Source organism: Edwardsiella anguillarum ET080813 (assembly GCF_000264765.2).
GTDB lineage: Bacteria > Pseudomonadota > Gammaproteobacteria > Enterobacterales > Enterobacteriaceae > Edwardsiella > Edwardsiella anguillarum.
Map to the genome: position 1 here is coordinate 1,485,601 of NZ_CP006664.1, position 18,977 is coordinate 1,504,577.

The following is an 18,977-nucleotide window of genomic DNA, read 5'->3' on the forward strand; positions in this document are numbered from 1 at the left end:
GCCGGCGCTCCCGGATCAGTCACGCAGTCGACGGCTGAGCCACAGCCCATGATGCGGGCGCTGGCGCCAGGCGATAGATGAAATGGTATGCATGGTGCGCAGGTGCGACAGAATGCGGCGCAGATGCACCTCCATCGGCGTCATCGGCATCCCCTGCGACGGCTCCGGTATCGGCACTGCCTGGCTGTCGTTGCTGCTCGGGCCATCGTGCTCCAGACGCTGCTGACACAGCTGCAGCGCGATCTCGCCGCACTGCAGATAGTCCTGCGCCAGGCGCGACGTCAGCATATAGTGCTCGCGCGCCAGAATGGTCATGGCATTCAAATGCTCGACAATAAACTGGCTGTGGCTGATCCACAGCCGCATGTCCGCCAGGTAGCGCGAATCAAAGCCCGGCTCCTGCATCGCCTGGCTCAGCGAGGAGTAGAGCGTGTTCTGTGCCTGATTGCTGCGCATCCGGGCATAGGCTAGCTCACTGACACCCGGCTCGGCGGAGAGCAACAGGCGCAGCTCATCCTGATAGGCCTCCAGCGCCTGATGGGCATTTTTACGCAGCAGCCCGCTCTGCCACTGCGGCCACAGCCAGATAGTGCTGGCGAAGGCCAGAATACAGCCCAGCAGCGTGTCCACCAGGCGCGGCACCAGAAAGTGCGAGCCGTTCAGCGCCAGCAGCTGCAGGGTGAATACGGCGCTGACCGTAAAGCCAATCACCGCCAGACCGTAATTCTTACGCAGCACCAGGTAGGCGCCCAGCGTCACCAGCAGCATCACCAGCAGCATCACATATTCGCTCAGCGTCAGCTGCAGCAGGCCGGCGGCGATGATCAGACCGGCAAAGGTGCCCATCGCCCGGTGCTGAATACGCACCCGCGTCGCGTTATAGCCATTCTGGATCACCAGCATGGTGGTCAGCATGATCCAATAGGGCTTAGGCAGCGCCAGCAGGATCCCCAGCCCGCTGCCGGCCGCCAACGTCAGCCCCAGACGCAGCGCGTTGCGTAGCGCGCCCGACCTCAGGGAGCAGTAGGCGCGCAGCGCCGGCCAGAACGGCAGCCGCTGCTGGGTCGCCATCAGCTGACGCTGATAGAGCGGACGCTGTCGCTCCAGCAAACGCGCCATCCGGCTAAAGTGGTGCAGACAGAACTGCCCAACTGGATTCTCCGGGTAGCGGCTGGCCAGCTTTTCCAGCGCCGACACCTCGCTGCGCATAGAGAAATGCTGCGGGTAGCGGTGGTACAGAATGTCATCCGCCAGCACCCGCAGACGCCCGGCCACCACCTGCGCATTGCGGCGGATGATCGCCTCCGCCTGGCTCCGCGCCACCAGCGTTTGTACCTCCTCCGGCTGGGAGAGGCTGACGGTAATATGCTCCTGTAAATCCAGCGCCACCTGAAAGTAGCGCACCAACCGCTTATACTCCGGGTTATGGACCAGGGACAGCATGTGCATCTGCTGGTAGATAACGCTGATAAGGTCCATCACCTTTTGCTGGCGGTTCAGCAGCGGCGGCAGCGCCGTCTGCGGGTCACTGTGCTGCGTGAGCAGGCTATACTTGGCCTCGATGTAGTCCGCCAGCTCCAGGTACAGCTGATTCAGAGTTTCGCGGATCGGCTGCCCTTTCCACAGGACAAACCAAAACCAGGTGAAGGCGCCATACCAAATCGTGCCGACCAAATACAGCAGCGGCCCCTGCCAGACGGGCACCATCCCCACCATGCTGAGGGTGAAGATGGCCGCAACCAGCGTTGCCGGCAGTAAACGGGCGTGCAGCGGACTGATCTCGCCGTTGACGCCAAACAGCAGCGCCAAAAGCAGCATGGCTAGCGGCAGCGGCACCGACCACAGCAGGGCCATCTGCAGTAACAGGCTGCCGAGCGCAAACAGGGTGCCGCCCACCGCGAGGCGTTTAAAGAAGCGTTTATGGGGGGTGTCAAGACCGGCGATATTGCAGCAGACTGGGACTAGAGAAAACAGCAGCCCCTGCTGCAGCTGGCCTACCATCAGCCCGAACAGCACCGGCAGACACAAAACCAGCGTCTGGCGCAGTGCATAGTTCACTTCAGGGTGGTAGATAAACCGCCGCCACATGAGCACCATCCTGGGGATGGGTTGAAGATTCCGCGCCGCCCATGCGGCGCGGGCGCAAAATCAACGCGTCCCGTAGACGACGATGGTTTTACCGTGTGCCGAGATCAGGTTCTGATCCTCCAGCATCTTCAGAATACGTCCTACCGTTTCACGGGAGCAGCCCACAATCTGGCCGATCTCCTGACGGGTGATCTTAATCTGCATGCCGTCCGGGTGCGTCATCGCATCCGGCTGCTTGGCCAGATTCAGCAACGTCTGGGCAATACGGCCGGTCACATCCAGGAAGGCCAGGTTACCGACTTTCTCTGACGTGACCTGCAGACGACGCGCCATCTGGGCAGACAGACGCATCAGAATATCCGGGTTAACCTGGATCAGCTGACGGAATTTCTTGTAGGAAATTTCAGCCACCTCACAGGCGGTCTTCGCCCGCACCCAGGCACTGCGCTCCTGCCCTTCCTCAAACAGCCCCAGCTCGCCAATGAAGTCGCCCTGGTTCAGGTAGGAGAGGATCATCTCCTTACCCTCTTCATCCTTAATCAGTACCGCTACAGATCCCTTTACGATGTAATAAAGCGTCTCCGCTTTTTCACCCTGGTGAATCAAGGTACTTTTGGACGGATATTTATGAATATGGCAATGGGACAGGAACCATTCGAGAGTTGGATCTGTTTGCGGTTTGCCGAGAACCATTCGCTATTATCCTCTGTTGTTATCGCATCCCCGGTGCGCCAAACGCACCCCCGCCGGACGGGGCCGGGAAACTGCCTAGTAACCTGCTATAGCACTGCACTTGTCGAATATAGTTTCCATAGCCTAAGGGAGATGATCCCCGGCGATCTTGATCTATACCCGCTTCATTCCATTAAAGGTGCATGTCGGCTTAGTTTGTAACATAGCTTGGCCTTACTGTCTCGCACTGTCTCGCTTCAGCATGGAATAGCTCACTGTTCGCCGCCGTTTTTTCTCCGTTCGCGGCGCTTTTGCCTTTTATTTGCACAGCGCGGCGCCGGGCGCAGCGGGGAAAATACGCCAACGTGCGCTAATCCGCGCCCTTAAACTGGCTGCGCGGCATAATATTGACGCTTTCATGCAGCTCGGACCATACCACGACCGCCTCACCGCACTTCAGCTGGCGCCGCACATCTTCCACCTTCTGCGCCAGGCTCCTCTCCTGTTCGCCATAGTCGGTCCCCTCACGCAGGACGAAAGCCTCGATCAGGCTATCCAGCGTCTCTGGGGCTATCTGTTGCCAGGGAATGATCACGCGTTTTACTCCAAATAGGGGGCTAACCAGGCGGGAATGCGCTGCTCCAGCCACGGAAGAGGATGTCGCAGCGTACCGCCGATAAAGCCGACGTGGCCGCCAAACGCCGTCAGCTGGTATTCGATATTGGACGGCAGCGATCCCGGCGGCGGGATCACCGCCGACGTCATAAAGGGATCGTCGCGCGCCTGAATGATCAACAGCGGCTGACGGATCGTCGGCAGCCGCGGCAGGGCACTGCAGCGCCGATAGTAGTCATCCGCATCGCGAAACCCGTGCAGGCGTGCGGTGATCTGATCGTCAAATTCGCGCAGCCTGCGCATACGCCGCAGCTGTAGCGGATCGAGATCCAGCATCTCCGGATAGCGGCGCAGCTTACGCCGGGCGCTCTGCTTGAGCTCATGTAACAGGTAACGCTGGTAAATCCGCGCCACGCCGTGCTCCAGATGCGTCGCGCAGGCCGACAGCACCAGCGGCGCCGAGACCATGACCGCGGCCTCCAGCGGGGCCTGCGCCTGCTCTTCGGCCAGATAACAACCTAGCATATTACCCCCCAGGGAAAACCCGACCGCCGCGGTGGGCACCTGACCGAAGGTGCGGCGCAGCCACGCCAGAAAAAAGCGCGCGTCCCCGGTTTCCCCGGAGTGGTAAAAACGCGGCGTCAGGTTGGGCTCACCGCTGCAGCCACGAAAGTGCATCACAACCGCCAGCCAGCCGGCCTCCCGACAGGCGTGCAGCAGGCCGTGGGCATAAGGGCTATGCACGCTGCCTTCCAGACCATGGAACAGAACCACCCGCGGTTTATAACGGGCGGGCTGCGGAGCTTCGCTCCAGGCCAGATCGATAAAATCGCCGTCCGGTAGGGTTAAACGCTGCCACACCGGCGTCAATAGGGCGCGCCGGCGCAGCAGCCGCGGCAAGATCGTCTGCAGGTGCGGATTGCGTAGGGCGCGGGGCGGTGAAAAGGTGGAAACACTCATGCTGCGTGAAGAAAATTCATCCGGGGAATACTTGTACCATCAATAACACACTGTTAGGGTCAAAACACCCCCTAGGCACAAAATTGGAGCCGGTTTAGCATGGACAGCCCTCTGTTTCTCTCCCTGCTGGGTTTCCTGTGGGTTGCAGCCGTGACCCCAGGCCCCAACAATATGCTGTTGACCAGCTCCAGCGCCAATCTGGGGTTTTACCGCTCGCTGCCGCTCATGCTCGGCATCATGCTAGGCATGCAAACGCTGCTGCTGCTGATCGCCTTTGGCGTTGGCAGCCTACTGCTGCTCTACCCGACGCTGCACACCCTGCTCAAAGGCGCGGGCAGCCTCTACCTGCTGTATATCGCCTGGAAGGTGGCGACGTCGCGCTATACCCGCCTGAGCGACGGTAGCGTCGCCTTAGACGACGCCGTCAGCTGGCGACAGGGCTGGCTGCTGCAGTTTCTGAACCCTAAGGCCTGGCTGATGGCCCTGGGCGCGGTAACCAGCTTTAGCCTGCCCGGCGAGCGCTATCTGATGACCATCGCCGCCATCAGCCTGGGAATGCTCTTGGTCAATCTGCTGGCCGGCGCGCTGTGGTTAGGCTTCGGCACCCTGATCGGGCGCCTGCTGCAAAGCCGACGCGCCTGGTTCACCTTTAACCTGGCCATGGGGACGCTGACCGCCGCCTGCGTACTGCTGATCTGGCGCTGATCAGACCCCATAGCCCATCAGACGCATGATATCCTGCGCCTGACGCACGGCCTCCTGACGGTGTGCCACCCCCAGTTTCTGATACAGATTGCGGATATGGGTTTTAATGGTGGTCGCCGCCACCGCCAGCTCATCGGCGATTTGCTCGTTGCTGTAGCCCGAATAGATGAGCCCCAGCACCTGCCATTCGCGCTGGGTCAGCGGACTGGTACGGATCAGCTCCGGCACCTGGGGATGGTTCAGCAAACGCTCGACGAACTGTTCGTCAAAATGGGCAAACTTATGCCGGTGATGCTGGTTAATATCACGCAGAATCCGCTGAGCACGATGCACCTCCATCTCCGGCAGGGTATTGAGCTGCAGCAGCTGACGCAGCTGCTGGGCCATCACCTCACCCTCAATGACAAAGTGGCTGACAAAGCCGGTGCGATTGGCCAGGCTCAGCGCCTCCATCAGCACGCGCAGGGCTTCGCTTTTGCGATCCGTGTGCCAATACAGCAGGTTGCTCAGCAGCAGGTTACGGTTCAGATCGCTGACCAGGCGCAGCCGACGCGCCGCCGCATTCAGCTGCTCTAGCACCGCCTGAGCCTCATCATACTGTCCCAGCATAATCTGAACCCGCGCGATATTACGCCACTGCCCTTGTAAAAAGTGGTTATCCGACGCCGCCGGGCGCACCGCCTGCAGCAGCCAGCGACTGGCCGCCTGACGATCGCCGGTAATCTGCCAGTAGATCACCCGTGCCTTATCCGCATTCACCAGCCAGTCGCTGTGATAGTTTCCGGCCTGCAGCAGGGTTTCGCAGCGGCGCAGATGCTGTCCGGCGTTATCCAGATCGCCGCGCGCCAGCGAGCACTTGGCCAATAGCGCCAGACACTGCAGCTGCTGCTGCGGTTCAAAGTTGGCCAGCACCGCCAGCCCATCGCGCGCCGCGCGCTCCGCCTCGTCTAGCCGCATCCACGACCACAGCACCTGGGCGCGGATGCGCAGTAAAAACTCATGCATCGGCAGCTGCTGCAGATGCTGCTCGTCGACCAGTTCAAAGGCCTTATCCTGGGTCTCGTAGGCGGCCTGCAAGAACCCCTGGGCTATCAGGATCTCACTCTGCTGTAGCAGCGCCCACAGAGCATAGTGGTAGGTCTGGTGGCGACGAGCCACCTGCTCGGTCTGCTGCATCATCGGCAGCGCCCGCGCCAGAACCCCTTTACAGTGCAGCACCTCGCCTAACACGGAGCTGCTCACGATCCGGCTGTAATAGCTGCCGATCGGCAGATGGCGCAGCGCCTCAGTCGCTAAGCGCTCGGCATCGTGCGGTCGCCCGCCATTGATCGCGACCTGGGCTCGCAGCGCGTCGAACTCGGCCTGCAGCGCCGCCTCTAGCGAGATCTGACGCAGCCCCATCTCCTGCTCGGCGCGCGCCAGCAGCGTGTTGACCTCACCGTAGCGGTGCTGACTCTGCGCCAGCCAGGCCTGCAGCAGCGCCAGGCTGGGATTCTGGATCAACACGTCGTACGGCAGGGTATTCAGGCAGGACTCCAGCAGCGCCAGCTCACTCTGGTGGAAGAGCGCCCAGGCGTGCTGCAGCAGAATATCGCGCAGCAACGCCGTGTCTCCGGCCGCCTGCGCGTGGTGGATCGCCTCCGCCGGAAACCCCTGATCCAGCCAACCCTGCGCCGCGCGGCGGTGCAGCTGCGGCAGTATGCTCGCCATCTCCCGCTGGCAACGGCTGCGCAGGAAGTGAGCGAACAGCGGGTGAAAACAGAACCACTCCCCGTCGCCGTCCATACGGTGGATAAATAGCCCCTGCCGCTCCAGCTCCTCCAGACGCAGCTGGCCCTCCTCCTCGCCGGTCAGAGCGCAGATCAGCGCGTCGTTCATCGAACGCAGCGCCGAACACTGCAGCAGAAAGCCGCGCGTATCGTCATCCACCCGATCCAGCACCTCATCCGCCAGGTAGTCCGCCAGATGCGTAGCATTGATGCGTGCCAGGCGGCGAGCCGATGCCTGAGCCTGGGCCGATGACTGACGCGCCGACAGCGCGATCAGCTGCAGCGCCGTCGGCCAGCCTTCGACCTCATCGCACAGCGCATGCATTTCGTCATCGGCCAGCGGCGCACTCAGACGCTGATGAAAAAACTGGCTGGCTTCGCGGTGGTTAAAGGCCAACTGACGGGTATTGATCTCCAGCAGCTGCTCACGCACCCGCAAATTGGCAATCCCCAGCGGGGGCAGCGTGCGTGACATCAGACACAGGGTCAGATTATCGGGCTGATGACGCAGGAAGAAGCGCATCGCCTCATGCAGCGGAGGATGGGTGAGCAAATGATAATCGTCGATCACCAGATACAGCGGCGTCTGCCAATCGGCCAGTTCAATGAACAGCTGGGAGAACAGCGCAGACAGCGTGGCATACTGGTGCTTCTGGCTCATCGCCTCGCTTTTAGCGCAGTGGCCGCCGGTGGCCTGCTGCAGGGCGGCAATCAGGTAGCTGGCAAAGCGCTCCGGCTGGTTGTCGCTTTCATCCAGCGAATACCAGCCCAGGTGTGCCTTCTCCTGCGCCCACTGCGCCATCAGGGTCGTCTTACCGTACCCTGCGGGGCCATTGACCAACACCAGACGGTAATTGCGCGCCGCATCCAGTCTGGTCAGTAAATGTTCCCGCACCACCGTAGTCTGCAGCCGCGCCGGACGGCTTAATTTCGACGGAATCAGCATAGTTACCCGTACCCCTTCCGGTGTCCCTCCTCGGCGCTCGGCCCGTGCCGGTTCGCGCGCAGGAGCGACACCCTGCCCCAGAAATCGCCGCTACGGGCGCCTATTTATTTTGCGCCTCGTAATTAATAGCTGTCCTTTAAGGTCTGACAATGCGCGCGCTATTGCAACCGGGGTTCAGCCCCCAATAACAGGAAATTGCGGCTGATCACATTTTTTACCGAGTTAATCTCATTTGCCGCTCAATCGCCGCTAATAGTCCATATTTTGCTGTTATAACCCGACGATCAGTACAGCGCGAAACGGTAACGTAACGTGATTATAGCCCTGCTATAGCGCGGCACCGATCACACTTCTGACTACGCCCTGTGGCTCCTCCCCAGCTCAGCCGACGACGGGAGGATGTTTTCACTCGGCGAGATCGTCAGGATGGCCATCATACTTAATACTTTCATTTTGACGCTTTGAGAGAGATGCCTATGTCGTATACCCCGTTCGATCAGCAGGCTTTCCACGCGGCGCTGACCCGCCACTGGCAAGGATTGGGAATGGAGAGCGCAGCGCAAATGACGCCGCATCAGTGGTGGCAGGCGGTCAGCCTGGCCTGCTCGGCGCAGCTGGCGGCCGCAACCCGCCCGGCCAGCGCGTCCGACGATGGCCAACGCCGCGTAAACTATCTGTCGATGGAGTTTCTCATCGGCCGCCTGACCGGCAATAATCTGCTCAATCTAGACTGGTATCCCGCCGTCGCCCAGGCCCTTGAACGCTATGACATCGCGTTAAGCGATCTGCTGGAGCAAGAGGTCGATCCGGCGCTGGGCAACGGCGGCCTCGGCCGCCTGGCGGCCTGCTTCCTCGACGCCATGGCCTGCGTTAAACAGCCGGCCATCGGCTATGGCCTGTGCTACCAGTATGGACTGTTCCGCCAGTCCTTTCAGGCATGCCAGCAGCAGGAGGCCCCGGATGCCTGGGAGCGGGACGACTACCCGTGGATGCGTCACAATCGGGCGCGGGATGTCCACGTCAGCCTGGGCGGCAAACTGCTGCGTGAAAACGGCGCGCTGCGCTGGCAGCCGGCGCTAACCCTGCGCGGCGTCGCGCGCGATCTGCCGGTAGTCGGCTACCGCAACGGCATCAGCCAGCCGCTGCGTCTGTGGGTCGCCTGTCACGATCATCCCTTCGATCTCGACAGCTTTGATCGCGGGCAGTTTTTGCGCGCCGAGCGCCAGGGAATAGAGGCCGCCAAGCTGACCAAGATACTCTATCCCAACGATAACCACCCGGCCGGCAAACGGCTGCGCCTGATGCAGCAATACTTCCACTGCGCCTGCTCGCTGGCCGATATCCTGCGCCGACACCATCTGGCCGGGCGCCGTATCGACGATCTGGCGCAGTATGAGGTCATCCAGCTCAACGATACGCACCCGACCATCGCCATCCCCGAGCTGATGCGCATTCTGCTCGATGAGCACGGCATGGACTGGGATCAGGCCTGGGCCATCACCGGCCAGACCTTTGCCTACACCAACCATACGCTGATGCCAGAGGCGCTGGAGTGCTGGAGCGAAAGCCTGATCCGCAGCCTGCTCCCGCGCCACCATGACATCATCCGCCAGATCAACGCCCGCTTCCGCGAGCTGGTCGAGCAGCGCTGGCCGGGCGATAAGGCGCTGTGGCAACGCGTCGCTATCGTACACGATCGACGGGTGCGCATGGCCAACCTGTGCGTCGTCGCCGGCTTTGCCGTCAACGGCGTCGCGCAGCTGCACTCGGCGCTGGTCAAAAGCGATCTGTTCCCCGAGTACCACCAGCTGTGGCCGCAAAAATTCCATAACGTGACCAACGGGATCACCCCGCGCCGCTGGCTCAAGCAGTGTAACCCGGCCCTGTCTACGCTGATCGACAATACACTACGGCGCGAATGGGCCAACGATCTGGATGCCCTCCGCGCGCTGGAGCCCTATGCCGGCCAGACCGGGTTCCGCGCGGCGTACCGTCAGATCAAGCAGCAGAATAAAGCGGCGCTGGCCCACTACGTTCGGCAGACCCAGGGGCTGACGCTGAATACCGACGCCATCTTCGACGTACAGATCAAGCGGCTGCATGAGTACAAGCGTCAGCACCTCAACCTGCTGCATATCCTCTCCCTGTACCATGAGCTGCGCGCCAATCCCAACGCCGATCGAGCTCCGCGCGTCTTCCTGTTCGGGGCCAAGGCAGCGCCGGGCTACTACCTGGCCAAAAACATCATCTATGCCATCAACCGGGTGGCAGAGGTCATCAACAGCGACCCGCGGGTCAAGGATCGCCTGCAGGTCGCCTTTCTACCCGACTACCGCGTCTCCCTGGCCGAGCTGATGATCCCGGCGGCCGACGTATCAGAGCAGATCTCCACCGCGGGGAAAGAGGCCTCCGGCACTGGTAACATGAAGCTGGCCCTGAACGGCGCGCTGACCGTGGGTACGTTGGACGGCGCCAACGTCGAGATCGCCGAGCAGGTGGGAGAAGAGAATATCTTCATCTTCGGCCTGACCGTCGAAGAGGTGAAGGCGACCCTGGCCGCCGGCTACGACCCGCTCCGCCTCTATCGGCAGGACAAACGTCTGAAGGCCATCATCGATGAGCTGGGCTCCGGCCACTACAGCCAGGGCGACCGCCACGCCTTTGACATGATGCTGCACAGCCTGCTGCAGGGCGGCGACCCCTATCTGGTGCTGGCTGACTTCGCCGATTACTGCCAGACACAGGCCCGGGTGGACACCCTCTACCGCGATAGCGAAGCGTGGACCGAGAAGACCATCCTCAACACGGCACGGGTGGGCATGTTCAGCGCCGATCGGGCCATCCGCGACTATCAACAGCGCATCTGGCAGCGCCAGCGTTAAGGAGTCGCCATGCAACGCACTACGCCGCACACCCTCCTGGAGCAGCAGGCGGCCCAGGCGGGGATCGCCGACAGCTATATCAACGCGCACGGCCGCGTTCAGGCCATCAGCGCGCAGACCAAACGGCGCCTGCTCGACGCCATGCCGCCGCGTACGCCCGCCGATGCGCCGCTACCGGCCGTCCTGGTGGCCGGACAGCGGAGTACGCCGGTCATCGCCCTGCGTCAGGGGGGCCACTACCACTGGTCCCTCACGCTGGAAAACGACGCCCAGCCGGCCTATCAGGGTCGACTGAGCCGGCGTAAGCATCTGGCGCTGCCGCACGACCTGCCGCTGGGCTACCACCGCCTGCTGCTCAGCGACGGGCAGCAGCAGTGGCCGTGCCGGATCATTATTGCACCGGCGCGCTGCCATGAGCCGGACGCCCTGCTGACCGGCCGAAAGCTCTGGGGCGCCTGCGTACAGCTGTATACCTTGCGCTCCGCGCAGAACTGGGGGATCGGTGACTTCGGCGATCTGGCCCAGCTGATCGGACAGCTCGCCCAGCGCGGCGGCGCCTTTGTCGGCCTGAATCCCATCCATGCCCTGTATCCCGCCAACCCGCACAGCATAAGCCCCTACAGCCCGTCATCACGTCGCTGGCTGAACATCATCTATATTGATGTCAACCGGGTCGACGAGTTCCAGCGCAGCGACGCCGCCCAGCGATGGTGGCAGGATCCCGCGACCCGTCAGCGTCTGGACGCCGCCCGCGCCAGCGACTGGGTCGATTATCCCGCCGTATACGCCCTGAAGCTGGAGGGGCTGCGCCTGGCCTTTCACGCGTTCGACGCACAGGGCGCCGATGCCCGGGCCAGCGCTTTCCGCCACTTTGTCCGCCAGGGGGGAGATAGCCTGCGCCACCAGGCCGCGTTTGACGCCCTGCACCGCCACCTGCACAGTGAGGATGAGCAGATGTGGGGGTGGCCTGTCTGGCCGCCGTCCCTGCGCCGCGCCGATAGCCCGGAGGTTGCCCGCTTCTGTCAGCGCTATCCGCAGGAGGTGACGTTTTTTCTGTGGCTACAGTGGCTGGCAGACAGCCAGCTGGCCGACTGCTATCAGCAGGCCTGCCGCCAATCGATGCCGATCGGACTGTACCGCGATCTGGCGGTGGGCGTCGCCGAGGGCGGTGCGGAGACCTGGAGTGAACCAGAGCTTTACTGCCTGCGCGCCTCGGTCGGCGCCCCACCCGACATCCTCGGCCCGCTGGGGCAAAACTGGGGACTGCCGCCGATGGATCCCCATACGCTGCGCGACCTCGCCTATCAACCGTTCATCGACATGCTGCGCGCCAACATGCGCCACTGCGGCGCGCTGCGCATCGATCATGTGATGTCGCTGCTGCGGCTATGGTGGATACCGCAGGGTGAGGCGGCATCAGAGGGCGCCTATGTCGGCTATCCCCTCGACGATCTGCTGGCCATTCTGGCGCTGGAAAGCCAGCGTAGCCGCTGCATGGTCATCGGCGAAGATCTCGGCACCGTACCGGTCGAAATCATCGCCAAGCTGCGCGAATACGGCGTGTACTCCTACAAGGTGCTCTACTTTGAGCACGATAGCGAAAACGTCTTTCGAGCGCCGCAGACCTATAACGTACAGGCCATGGCGACGGTGACCACCCACGACCTGCCGACGCTGAACGGCTATTGGCAGGCCGACGATCTGCGGCTCGGTGAGCGGCTGGGGCTCTACCCCGACGCCGAGGTTCTGGCCGGGCTGTACCGCGGCCGCGCCGCCGCCAAGCAGGGGCTGCTTGACGGACTGCACCACTACGGCTGCCTGCCGCAGCGCAGCGGACGGCACGCGGACCGTATGGCGATGACGCCCGTCCTGAGCCGCGGGATCCAACGCTACGTGGCCGACAGCGCCAGCGCCCTGCTCGGACTGCAGCCGGAGGATTGGCTGAACATGGCGGCGCCGGTCAACGTTCCCGGCACCTGTGATGAATACCCGAACTGGCGCCGCAAGCTGAGCGTGACGCTGGAGGATATGTTTAATAATATGCAAATTAATCGATTGATAAAAGATTTGGATCAGCGCCGTAAAAAAGTTTCCGCGGGCTAGAGGCTAAAACAATAAATCATGGCTGCTAAAAAACAGCCGTGATTTATTTGCAACTTCCGTTTTTTATGCTAAGAAAAAATATTCCTCCTTATAAATCAACCCATCCCAACTTAATACCAATATATATCCACCTTCAAATTTAACGCTAATTTAGCAGATGTTATCCATATAAGTAATATCTCTCGCTATCCATTTATTCCGGCATCCTGCGCAATAGCACAATCTCTCATTGAATTTAAAAAAGAGTGAGTTTACATTATCGATCACAGTGTGATTGTCATGAGCAGTTAACGTATTATTTTGGTATTAAATAAGCATTCAGTTTATTTCATTTATATCAATGATGTCCGTTATTATTACACCGCAGTACGCTAATACTGGATCGCCAAACTGTTGTTGCGGATGACAGGCGCCATCCGCGCTTTCCCTTGCCTGGCGGCGGGCGGGGCGGCATATGGAATTGTCAAAAAGGAAGTGACCATGACTCATAGCGTTACAGATATTGCTCTGATCGGCCAATTAACCCAACGGACGGTGGCGCTGGTATTAGCCGGCGGACGGGGAACCCGTCTTAATGGCCTGACCGACGGCCGGGCCAAACCCGCAGTCTATTTTGGCAGCCGTTTTCGCATCATCGACTTCACCCTTTCAAACTGTATTAACTCCGGCCTGCGCCGCGTAGGGGTGATCACCCAGTACAAGGCACACTCGCTGCTGCGTCATATTCAGCACGGCTGGTCATTTCTGCACGCCGAGCGCAACGAGTTTATCGATCTGCTGCCGGCCCGCCAGCAGCTGGAAGAGGGATGCTGGTATCGCGGCACCGCCGATGCGGTATACCAGAATAAAGAGATCATGCAGCGTCATTACCGGCCAGAATATGTGGTGATCCTGGCTGGCGACCATATTTATAAAATGAACTATGCCCAAATGCTGCTGGATCACGTGAAGTCCGGCGCACGCTGCACCGTCGGCTGCATCGAGGTTCCCCGCGAACAGGCCCACGCCTTTGGCGTGATGGCGGTCGATGAGCAGTTCCGCATCACCCGTTTTGAAGAAAAACCGTCGCACCCTCCGGCCATGCCGGGCAACCCGCAGCGCTCGCTGGCATCGATGGGGATCTATATCTTCAACGCCGACTATCTCTATCAGGCGCTGGAAGAGGCGCAGACCGATCCGGAAACCAGCTTCGACTTTGGCCAGGATATTATTCCGGCCGCAGTACGCGAAAGCGTCGCCTATGCACATCCCTTTGGCCGCTCCTGCATGGGGTTTACCGCCGACGGCGAAGCCTATTGGCGCGATGTCGGCACTCTGGACGCCTACTGGGAAGCCAACATCGATCTGATCAGCGCCCCGCCGCGCCTGGATCCGTTCGATCCGAACTGGCCCATCATCAGCAAACATGCCCAGCTGGCGCCGGCCCGCTTCAAGCAGTCGGCCCGCCACGCCGGTAACGTCATTGAAAACGCCCTGATCGGCGGCGGCTGCGTCATCGACAGCGCCCAGATCCATAACGCGATCCTCTCCGCGCGTGTCGAGGTCGCCCCAGAGGCGCGAATTGAGGCCAGCGTTCTGATGCCGGAGGTCTATGTCGGGCGCGGCTGCCGCCTGCAGCGCTGCGTCATCGATCGCGGCTGCCGCCTGCCGGATGGCCTGACCATCGGCGAAGACCCCCAGCAGGACGCGCGTTATTTTCACCGCAGCCCTAATGGGATCGTCTTAGTGACGCAAGAGGCGTTGGCCAACCTGCCGGCGGTGCGCCAGGCGGCGCCCATCATGGCCGTACCGGCCTGACGGCAAAAAGTGCGCCGGGCCTTATCCGCCGCCCAAAGCTGACTATGCTTAATCAGGGTCGCGGCGGCCAAAGCCCGCCATCGCGCATTAAGGAAACATTTTTGCGCTGCGGGGTGCCGATGTCCCCTGTCAGCGCCCAGACTGAATGGCCGGCATGAGGATGCACCCCGTTCCCCTGCTCCGTCGCTTTTAGGGTAGAACGCACCCCCTGCCGTCAATTAAAGGAAGAATGCCATGTCCGAACTTCCCAGCACTCACAAGATCCAACAACTGCTCGCCGGCCAGTGCGCCGATCCCTTCGCTCTGCTGGGGATGCACACGACGGCCAAAGGGCTGGCCGTGCGGGCGCTGATGCCCGAGGCAGAATCGGTTCAGGTGGTCGACCGTAAAAACGGGCGCACGCTGGCTACGCTGGAGCGGCTCCATGAGGGCGGTTTCTTCTGCGGCCTAGTGCCGCGGCGTAAGAATCCCTTCCCTTATCTACTGCGCGTCACCTGGGCCAATCATCAGCAGCTACTGGAAGATCCCTACCGTTTCGGGCCATTGTTAGGCGAGATCGATAACTGGCTGCTTAAAGAGGGCACCCATCTGCGTCCCTATGAGCGGCTGGGCGCCCACCTGACCCAACTGGCCGATATCCGCGGCGTCAGCTTCGCCGTCTGGGCACCCAACGCCCAGCGCGTCTCGGTGGTCGGCAACTTTAACGTCTGGGACGGGCGCCGCCATCCGATGCGCCTGCGCCGGGAAAGCGGCATCTGGGAGCTGTTCATCCCCGGCGTAGAAGCGGGTGAGCTGTATAAGTTTGAGCTGATCGACGCCCGCGGCGAGCGGGTGCTGAAAGCCGATCCCTACGCCTTTGAAGCCCAGATGCGGCCGGATACCGCCTCGCTGGTCGCCCCGCTGCCGGAAAGAAGCGCCATCAGCGCCCAACGAAGCGCCGCCAATGGCTTCAGCGCCCCGATCTCCATCTATGAGGTGCACCTCGGCTCCTGGCGACGCCACAGCGACAACGGCTACTGGCTGAGCTACCGGGAGATGGCCGAGCAGCTCATCCCCTATGTCAAAGAGATGGGCTTTACCCATATCGAGCTGCTGCCGATCAATGAACACCCCTTCGACGGCTCCTGGGGCTATCAGCCGCTGGGGCTATACGCACCGACCCGGCGCTATGGCACGCCGCAGGAGTTCCGCGAATTTATCGATGCCGCCCACGCCGCCGGGATCAACGTCCTGCTCGACTGGGTTCCCGGCCACTTTCCCAGCGACGAGTGGGGGCTGGCCAACTTCGACGGCACCGCGCTGTATGAATATGCCGATCCGCGCGAAGGCTTCCACCAAGACTGGAATACCCTGATCTACAACTATGGTCGCTATGAGGTGCGTAACTTCCTGGCGGGCAACGCCCTGTTCTGGCAGGAGCGCTATGGCATCGACGGCCTGCGCGTCGACGCCGTGGCCTCGATGGTCTACCGCGACTACAGCCGCGCCGCGGGCGAATGGGTTCCCAACTGCCACGGCGGAAACCAGAATCTGGAGGCCATCGAGTTCCTGCGCTATACCAACCGGACCCTGGGAGAACAGCAGCCCGGCAGCGTCTGCATGGCCGAAGAGTCCACCGACTTTTCCGGCGTCACCCTGCCGCCGGACACCGGCGGCCTGGGCTTCCACTTCAAGTGGAACATGGGCTGGATGCACGATACCCTCAACTACATGAAGCACGATCCGGTCTATCGCAAATACCATCACAATCTGATGACCTTCGGCCTGCTGTACGCCTGGAGCGAAAACTTTGTGCTGGCCCTCTCCCACGACGAGGTCGTGCACGGCAAGGGCTCGCTGCTGGATAAAATGCCCGGTGACGCCTGGCAGAAATTCGCCAACCTGCGCGCCTACTACGGCTTTATGTGGGCGCATCCCGGCAAAAAGCTGCTGTTTATGGGCGGGGAATTTGCCCAGGGGCGCGAATGGAACCACGAGTCCAGCCTGGACTGGCACCTGCTGGAGGGCGAAGATAACGAGCACCACGGCGTCCAGCGACTGGTGCGGGATCTGAACCTCTGCTATCGCAACTGCGGCGCCCTACACCGCTGGGACTGCGACGCGCGCGGCTTCCGCTGGCGAGTGGTCGATGACGATCAGAACTCGGTCTTCGCCTTTGTCCGCCGCGACGATATGGGCAATGAGGTGCTGGTGGTCAGTAACTTTACGCCGGTTCCGCGTCATCACTACCGTATCGGCGTCGATCTGCCGGGGCGCTATCGCGAAATTCTCAATACCGACTCCAGCCACTACCACGGCAGCAACAGTGGCAATCAGGGCGGCGTACTCAGCGAGGCGGTGGGCAGCCACGGCTGTGAGTACTCCATCCAGCTAACCCTGCCGCCGCTGTCGACGCTCTATCTGTGTCTGGATAATGGGGACGGAGACGATGCTCAGGCCGGGTAAACCCTACCCACTGGGCGCGCATCTGACGCCGCAGGGGGTCAACTTCGCCATCTACTCGGCGCACGCGCAGCGCATAGAGCTGTGCCTGTTCGATAGGGACGGCCATCAACAGTCCTATGAACTGCCGGCGCGCAGCGGCGATATTTGGCACGGCCTACTGCCCGGCGGATACGCCGGGCTGGAGTACACCTACCGCGTATACGGCCCCTGGCAGCCGGAGAAAGGGCTGCGTTTTAACCCGGCCAAGATGGTGCTGGATCCCTATGCGCGGGCGCTGAGCCACACGCTGCCGGCGGACGACCGCCTGTGCGGTGGCCTGAGCGATCCGGACTGGCGTGACAACCGTGACCTGCTACCGCGCTGCATCGTCAGCGACGAGCAGTATGCCTGGCGGGAGGATGCGCCGCCCAATACGCCCTGGGGCAGCACGGTTATCTACGAGGCCCACGTCCGCGGCCTGACCCGGCTGCATCCCGGCATCCCGCCGGATCTGCGCGGCAGCTACGCGGCGCTGGCCCACCCCATCATGCTGGAGCATTACGCCCGTCTGGGGATCACCGCCCTGGAACTGCTCCCCATCCAGCTGCATGCGGATGAGCCCCGCCTGCAGCGGCTGGGGCTAAGCAACTACTGGGGGTACAACGTGCTGGCCCCCTTCGCCATTGAACCGCGCTACCACTCCGGGCGTCCCGGCACCACGCCGCTGAGCGAATTCTGCGCCGCCGTCAACGCCCTGCACCGTGCGGGGATCGAGGTGATACTCGACGTGGTGTTTAACCATACCGCAGAGTTGGACGAGCGCGGACCGATGGTCTCGCTGCGCGGCATCGATAACCGCAGCTACTACTGGCGCAACGGGCAGGGTGCCTTGGAAAACTGGAGCGGCTGCGGCAATACCCTGCGGCTGACCAAGACCCACAGCGTGCAGTGGGTCATGGATTGCCTACGCTACTGGGTAGAAACCTGTCACGTTGATGGATTCCGCTTCGATCTGGGAACAGTACTGGGGCGGACGCCGGACTTTGTCCGCCACTCCCCCCTGTTTGTCGCCATCGCCCAGGATCCGCTGCTGGCGCGGGTTAAATTTATTGCTGAGCCCTGGGATATCGGTCCAAACGGCTACCAACTGGGCCATTTTCCCCAATACTTCGCCGAGTGGAACGATCGCTTCCGCGATGATATGCGCCGTTTCTGGCTGCATAGCGATCTGCCCAACGGCCTCTTCGCTACCCGTTTCGCCGCCTCCAGCGATCTGTTTCGTCACCACGGGCGCACGCCCTCGTCCAGCATCAACCACATCACCTGCCATGATGGATTCACCCTGCGCGACCTGCTCAGCTACAGCCAGCGCCATAACCAGGCTAACGGGGAGAACAACCGCGACGGTAATACCCACAATTACAGCCACAACCATGGCGTAGAGGGCATTGATGCCGAGGATGAGATCCAGGCGCGGCGCCAAGCCAGCGCCCGAGCGCTGCTCACCGCGCTGCTGCTGGCGCAGGGGACGCCAATGCTGCTGGCCGGAGATGAGATTGGCCATAGCCAGCAGGGCAACAATAACGCCTACTGTCAGGATAACCCCATCACCTGGCTCGACTGGCGCCAGGCCGACGAGGGACTGCTGCAGTTTACCGCCCAGCTGATCCACCTGCGCCGCCGTATCGCGACGCTGACCGACAATCGCTGGTGGAACGAGAATGACGGCAGCGTACGCTGGCTGAATGCCGATGCCCAGCCCATGACGGAGGCGCAGTGGCAGGCGGTGCCCCCCGTGGCGCTGCAGATCCTGCTGGCGGAGCAGTGGTTATTAGTGATCAACGGCGGGCCACAGGCGCAGGCGATCGTCCTGCCGCCGGGCGACTGGCATATTCCGCCGCCGTTTGCCGTATTACGGGAAGACATGCAGGGCGGATGCCAGCATCTTGCGGCGCGCAGCTGCTGTCTTTTTATGCGCATTTAGCGCGCTGGCGCTGCGTCCTTGACGGCGCGAGC

At 61.8% G+C, this 18,977-nt stretch carries 11 protein-coding genes; 6 read left to right on the forward strand and 5 right to left on the reverse strand.

Annotation, left to right across the window (positions count from 1 at the left end):
- Positions 1–15 precede the first annotated feature (15 nt).
- From ETEE_RS06740 to ETEE_RS06755, 4 genes are all read right to left on the reverse strand, one after another.
- On the reverse strand, positions 16–2,088 hold the full coding sequence (locus ETEE_RS06740) for a YccS/YhfK family putative transporter (RefSeq protein ID WP_034163904.1): 2,073 nt from the start codon (positions 2,086–2,088) through the stop codon (positions 16–18).
- Positions 2,089–2,148: 60 nt separating this feature from the next.
- Positions 2,149–2,781, reverse strand: coding sequence for a cAMP-activated global transcriptional regulator CRP (crp, locus tag ETEE_RS06745; protein ID WP_000242755.1), 633 nt, complete (start codon positions 2,779–2,781; stop codon positions 2,149–2,151).
- 349 nt (positions 2,782–3,130) lie between these two features.
- Positions 3,131–3,355, reverse strand: coding sequence for a YheU family protein (locus ETEE_RS06750; RefSeq protein ID WP_034163920.1), 225 nt, complete (start codon positions 3,353–3,355; stop codon positions 3,131–3,133).
- Between the two features lie 5 nt (positions 3,356–3,360).
- Positions 3,361–4,335: a hydrolase gene (locus ETEE_RS06755; RefSeq protein ID WP_034163921.1), complete on the reverse strand. Its 975-nt coding sequence runs from the start codon at positions 4,333–4,335 to the stop codon at positions 3,361–3,363.
- A 99-nt stretch (positions 4,336–4,434) separates the two neighbouring features.
- Here ETEE_RS06755 and ETEE_RS06760 point away from each other — a divergent pair, with 99 nt between their 5' ends.
- A complete protein-coding gene (locus ETEE_RS06760; protein ID WP_034163922.1) occupies positions 4,435–5,040 on the forward strand; it encodes a LysE family translocator in 606 nt (201 codons plus the stop codon).
- On the opposite strand, the gene malT is transcribed toward ETEE_RS06760, so the two are convergent.
- Positions 5,041–7,755, reverse strand: coding sequence for an HTH-type transcriptional regulator MalT (gene malT, locus ETEE_RS06765; protein WP_034163923.1), 2,715 nt, complete (start codon positions 7,753–7,755; stop codon positions 5,041–5,043).
- Positions 7,756–8,231: 476 nt separating this feature from the next.
- Here malT and malP point away from each other — a divergent pair, with 476 nt between their 5' ends.
- From malP to glgX, 5 genes are all read left to right on the forward strand, one after another.
- Positions 8,232–10,637, forward strand: coding sequence for a maltodextrin phosphorylase (malP, locus tag ETEE_RS06770; protein WP_034163924.1), 2,406 nt, complete (start codon positions 8,232–8,234; stop codon positions 10,635–10,637).
- A 9-nt stretch (positions 10,638–10,646) separates the two neighbouring features.
- Complete coding sequence (gene malQ / locus ETEE_RS06775) at positions 10,647–12,740, forward strand: 4-alpha-glucanotransferase (RefSeq protein ID WP_034163926.1); 2,094 nt, start codon at positions 10,647–10,649, stop codon at positions 12,738–12,740.
- Between the two features lie 480 nt (positions 12,741–13,220).
- Positions 13,221–14,537 carry a glucose-1-phosphate adenylyltransferase gene (glgC, locus tag ETEE_RS06780; RefSeq protein WP_034163928.1) on the forward strand — a complete coding sequence of 439 codons (1,317 nt, stop codon included), beginning with the start codon at positions 13,221–13,223 and terminating at the stop codon, positions 14,535–14,537.
- Between the two features lie 234 nt (positions 14,538–14,771).
- Entirely contained in the window at positions 14,772–16,982 is a 2,211-nt protein-coding gene (gene glgB / locus ETEE_RS06785) for a 1,4-alpha-glucan branching protein GlgB (protein WP_034163929.1), read from the forward strand.
- Complete coding sequence (gene glgX, locus ETEE_RS06790) at positions 16,966–18,945, forward strand: glycogen debranching protein GlgX (RefSeq protein ID WP_034163930.1); 1,980 nt, start codon at positions 16,966–16,968, stop codon at positions 18,943–18,945. The genes glgB and glgX overlap by 17 nt, the downstream gene beginning before the upstream one ends.
- Positions 18,946–18,977 lie beyond the last annotated feature (32 nt).

Excerpts from the sequence above, each read along its gene's own strand:
- ETEE_RS06740 (WP_034163904.1), bottom strand. The coding sequence starts at position 2,088 with ATGTGGCGGCGGTTTATCTACCACCCTGAAGTGAACTATGCACTGCGC.
- crp (WP_000242755.1), bottom strand. The coding sequence starts at position 2,781 with ATGGTTCTCGGCAAACCGCAAACAGATCCAACTCTCGAATGGTTCCTG.
- ETEE_RS06755 (WP_034163921.1), bottom strand. The coding sequence starts at position 4,335 with ATGAGTGTTTCCACCTTTTCACCGCCCCGCGCCCTACGCAATCCGCAC.
- ETEE_RS06760 (WP_034163922.1), top strand. The coding sequence starts at position 4,435 with ATGGACAGCCCTCTGTTTCTCTCCCTGCTGGGTTTCCTGTGGGTTGCA.
- malT (WP_034163923.1), bottom strand. The coding sequence starts at position 7,755 with ATGCTGATTCCGTCGAAATTAAGCCGTCCGGCGCGGCTGCAGACTACG.
- malP (WP_034163924.1), top strand. The coding sequence starts at position 8,232 with ATGTCGTATACCCCGTTCGATCAGCAGGCTTTCCACGCGGCGCTGACC.
- malQ (WP_034163926.1), top strand. The coding sequence starts at position 10,647 with ATGCAACGCACTACGCCGCACACCCTCCTGGAGCAGCAGGCGGCCCAG.
- glgC (WP_034163928.1), top strand. The coding sequence starts at position 13,221 with ATGACTCATAGCGTTACAGATATTGCTCTGATCGGCCAATTAACCCAA.
- glgB (WP_034163929.1), top strand. The coding sequence starts at position 14,772 with ATGTCCGAACTTCCCAGCACTCACAAGATCCAACAACTGCTCGCCGGC.
- glgX (WP_034163930.1), top strand. The coding sequence starts at position 16,966 with ATGCTCAGGCCGGGTAAACCCTACCCACTGGGCGCGCATCTGACGCCG.